The following is a 4,141-nucleotide window of genomic DNA, read 5'->3' as shown; positions in this document are numbered from 1 at the left end:
GTTAGTCCAGTCATTCATCGCGTCCTTGTCGTCCAGCAAATGAGCCACTGTTTTCTCGGCCACTTCCTGCTTCGATTTTGCGGAAAATATGCTGGAACGGGATGAGATACTTGACGTCTGTTGATTGTCCATTTGCTGCTCTCTCTAAGTGATATTTGCCAACGACGAGCGACCAAAAATGGCTGACTTGTTCTTGCTTTGGCTTTTATGTTTTTGGGATTTTAACGCGCTCTAGGCCGTGAAGCCAATCCGTGGTTTCGACAGAACGCCGGCCATTCACAAATTTGGTGCAGCAAGGTAGAGCCGAATTATGGCTTTCGATAGACTCCGCGTCATCCTGACCCCACGCGCAGCACCATGGCCACCGAAGTTGAACTGAAACTCTACTGCTCTCCCGACGCTATTGCTCGCGTTGGGACTCACCCCCTCATTGCGGCAGGTGTCGAAACCGGCCCTGCCAAGCGTCTCGAGAACACCTATTTCGACACGCCTGACTTGGAGCTGCATCAAGAACGAATTGCGCTGCGGCTTCGCACGACACCTACGGAGCAACTGCAAACGGTCAAATGCGCCGCCAAGTCAGTAGCTGGCCTATCCGCCCGCCCCGAGTGGGAAACCCCCTATACGGGTGCGTTCGATTTCAGCGCCGTCGATGCCCGCAAGGTTCGGGCTTTCTTGGAGGAACGGCAGTCGAGTTTGGTTCCCGTCTGCACCACCTCGTTCGAGCGGCGAACCTGGCGTATCGATATTTCGAAGAAAATTGCCATCCTGGTCATGGTCGACACCGGGCAGGTTTCCTCGGGCGACCGCTCCTTGCTGATTTCAGAAGTGGAACTCGAACTGGTCCAGGGGAATCCGGAGGACTTGCTCGATTTTGCAACCGCCTTGGCAACCCATCTGCCCTTGGTGCCGCATGATGTCAGTAAGGCCGAACGCGGCTATCAGTTATTCCTGAACCAGGTTTTAGGCCCCCAGAAAGCCTCTCCCAGCCCGCTCGGCGCCAAGCTGAGCTCGGCGGAAGCGTTCCAGTTCCTGGCCAGCCAGGGCATGCAGATGTGGCAAGCCAATCTCCTGGGCACCCTGACCTCGCAAGACCAGGAGTTCGTGCATCAGTTTCGCGTTTCTCTGCGGCGCCTCAATAGCCTCATCAAGGTCTTCAAGCCAGCCTTGCCTGGGCGCTATCAAGCGCAATGGACGAAACGCGTCAAAGCACTGTCACAAATCACCGGGGATGTCCGTGACCTGGACGTGATGCGCTCAGGCATCGTGGAACCGATGTTGCAGAGCGATGACCCGCAAATTTCCTTGCATGCCAAGGCCGCACTTGCCGCATTGGATGAGGCGAAGAAGGAAGCCGTCGAGCAGTTGGCACAACTCCAGTACGGCGGCCCCGTCCTCTTGTTCGCGCGCGACTTGCAAGACCTGGATACCGATGATTTTCCGAAGAACCTGCCCCGGTTCGCCGAAAAGCAACTCGCAGGCTTGCACCGTAATGCCGTCAAACGACTGACCGAGACCCTCAAAGCGCCAACGCCGGAGCGAGCCCATCGATTCCGCATCGCGCTGAAGCATCTGCGCTACTCGTCCGAGTTTTTTGCACCTTTGTTCGACAACGACGAGATGGTGGAATACGCCAAAGCAATTGCCGGCTTGCAGGACGCATTCGGATTCATCAACGACTTCCACGTGGCGCTTTCCAGAATGCAGGACTGGGTAGCGCAAGCGGCAATCCGGAAAGAAATCCGCGATGCCGTTGCGGCATGGCATACCCCGCAGGCGCAAGCGACGTTGGCCGATGCCCTGCATCTTGCCGAGTCGGTAATGAGCCGCTGTCAGCCTTGGTGTACCGAATGCGAGCGACGGGGACTGACCGAGATTCGGCGTCGCATGCAGCATGACATCAAGCTGCAAGTCGAATAGATGATTAAGTCGTCCGCCACGCCGCACCCCGAATATCGCGTGCTGGATTTGCTGACTGCGCCAGTGTGGGTTGTAGTAGGCCGTGGAAATGATGTTGTTTTTGCAAACAAGGCTGCGGAACGGCTTTCTGCCGCGTCGGACCTGCACGAGCTGCGTCACGGCAGTCATTCGGCCCACGCCGAAGAACAACTTGCCGCCTATCTGCCGGCACTGCGCGCCCGTGAGCCCATCATCGAAATCTGGACGCTGCATCGGAATGGAGCGGCCGTTCCGCTGAGTTGCCAATTGTCATTGCTAGACCAGAACCCGCAAAACGAGCGAATCCTCGTTGAAGGGATATTGGCCAGTCTGCCGTCGGCGCCTGTTTCCCAGCTTGACGGGCTTGCCGAGCACGGTCTCTATGACCAGCTATTTCATTCGAATGGCGCGCCCATGCTCCTTATCGACCCTGCGGCAGATGGCCTCATTGTCGATGCCAACCTGGCGGCATGTCGATTTTACGGCTACACGCGGGAAGGCTTCTGCCGCAAACATACCTGGGAAATCAACACACTCGGCCGGCAGGTACTGCCCATCATGAGCGAGGTGGCCAAATTGCCTGGTGGCCACCGACCGCTCAATTTCGTTCATCGCCTTGCCGATGGCAGCCTACGCGATGTGCAGACCTATGCCAGCCCTTTGGAAATGGACGGCAAGCGCCTCATGCTGTGCGTCGTTCACGATGTCACTGAGCAGAAACGCCTCAAGAATGAACTTGAATACGCGGCATCACGAGACCCGTTGACCGGCCTGTGGAATCGCCGCCATTTTCTCGACTTGCTGGACAAGGCCCGTCAGCAGAAGCGTCGCAATGACGTGGACTACAGCCTCTTGATTCTGGATGCCGACCTTTTCAAGAATATCAACGACCAGTTTGGCCACGACAAGGGCGATGAGGTGCTCGTCTTGTTGGCAAGAACCCTTGAGAACCGGGTTCGTGAGACTGACTCAGTGTGTCGCTGGGGAGGGGAGGAGTTCATCATCCTACTGTCGCAAACGGACATCGCCAATGCGGCTCATCTCGCAGAGTGCTTAAGGGTATCTGTCACCGAGATGCAGACTTCAGCCTTACCCCGCATTACGGTGAGTATCGGTGTCGCCCAGCATCAGCACGAAGAAACGACCGAAAGTCTTCTCAAGCGTGCGGATGCTGCGCTTTATCAGGCCAAAGCCTCGGGGCGAAACAGAGTAGTCGTCTGCTGAGGCAACATCGGTAATCAATGGGGCGACTTCTTTGCACAAAGTCGCCCCATTGAAGCGTAGGGCTTATTTCTTCGGGCGACCCGTCTTGATGCGTTCGACCAGGCCAATCGCCTTGACGAGTTCAGCGTCATCCAGTTTGGCCAGAGCTACCACGGCTGCACGCAAAATTTCGCCCTTCTTCACCTCGACGCCAGCGGCCAGCGCACGTTGCTTGAGGGTTGCAAACAGGGCGTAGTCGGTCTCCGGAATGGTGAAGCTGTCGCGGACTAGTTTCGGCTTCTTCGGTACTTGCTTCACCTTGGGTGCTTTTTCTGCCTTCGGTGCTTCGGCAACTTTTTCCTTGGCAGCCACGGGAGCCTTCTTCACCGGCTTGGCCGGCGTCTTCAGTGCCGGAGCGGGAGCAGACTTTTCAGCCACTTCCTTCTTGGCTGGCTTAGCGGCAACGACCTTCTTTTCGACCTTGGGCTTGGCAGCTACTTTTTTGACGGCAGCGGCCGTTGCAACTTGCTTCTTGGGCTCAGGCACCGCGGTTTGGACGGTCACCGGCTCACTCTTTTCCACGACCGGGGTAGCGACTTTGGAGGCTTTGACTTCGTCTTGCGCGGGCTGGACTGCGGCTTCCTTGCTCATTTTGCTCTCCTAAACTGGCATCAAAGGTATAAACTATATAAACACTTTATACATTAACTGGAAGCAAAGCAATTTAGATGCGCAAAATCATGGTGGCCAACCCCAAAGGTGGGTGCGGTAAATCAACCCTGTCGGTTCATATCGCGAGCTGGTTTGCCCAGCACGATGAGATTGTCTATCTGGGAGACCTCGACCGGCAGCAATCAAGCCGATATTGGCTGGAGGCTCGACCTGAAAATCTAGCCACCATCAAGCACTGGGAAATTTCCGCGGATGAATTCAAGCTACCGCCCAAACACTGTAACGTCGCCATTCTGGATACGCCGGCAGGTTTGCATGGGAAGCGCCT

4 protein-coding genes are annotated in these 4,141 nt (G+C 56.3%); 3 read left to right on the top strand and 1 reads right to left on the bottom strand.

Features of this window, described 5'->3' with window-relative positions:
- Window positions 1–357 precede the first annotated feature (357 nt).
- Window positions 358–1,920, top strand: coding sequence for a CYTH and CHAD domain-containing protein (locus GH663_RS20815; protein ID WP_153133500.1), 1,563 nt, complete (start codon window positions 358–360; stop codon window positions 1,918–1,920).
- Complete coding sequence (locus GH663_RS20810) at window positions 1,921–3,162, top strand: sensor domain-containing diguanylate cyclase (protein ID WP_153133499.1); 1,242 nt, start codon at window positions 1,921–1,923, stop codon at window positions 3,160–3,162. It abuts the gene before it with no gap.
- Between the two features lie 63 nt (window positions 3,163–3,225).
- Here the strand turns inward: GH663_RS20810 and GH663_RS20805 are convergent, their stop codons facing one another.
- Entirely contained in the window at window positions 3,226–3,792 is a 567-nt protein-coding gene (locus GH663_RS20805) for a hypothetical protein (protein WP_153133498.1), read from the bottom strand.
- Between the two features lie 77 nt (window positions 3,793–3,869).
- On the opposite strand from GH663_RS20805, the gene GH663_RS20800 reads away from it, so the two are divergent.
- On the top strand, window positions 3,870–4,141 hold a 272-nt coding region (locus tag GH663_RS20800; RefSeq protein WP_153133497.1), incomplete at its 3' end, for a ParA family protein.

This window comes from Dechloromonas hortensis, from assembly GCF_009469765.1.
Classification (GTDB): domain Bacteria; phylum Pseudomonadota; class Gammaproteobacteria; order Burkholderiales; family Rhodocyclaceae; genus Azonexus; species Azonexus hortensis.
The sequence above is the reverse complement of the archived record's forward strand: the minus strand, read 5'-3'. Positions and strand labels throughout refer to the sequence as shown.

What these genes read in the sequence shown, in the direction of transcription:
- GH663_RS20815 (WP_153133500.1), top strand. Translation starts at nt 358, where the DNA reads ATGGCCACCGAAGTTGAACTGAAACTCTACTGCTCTCCCGACGCTATT.
- GH663_RS20810 (WP_153133499.1), top strand. Translation starts at nt 1,921, where the DNA reads ATGATTAAGTCGTCCGCCACGCCGCACCCCGAATATCGCGTGCTGGAT.
- GH663_RS20805 (WP_153133498.1), bottom strand. Translation starts at nt 3,792, where the DNA reads ATGAGCAAGGAAGCCGCAGTCCAGCCCGCGCAAGACGAAGTCAAAGCC.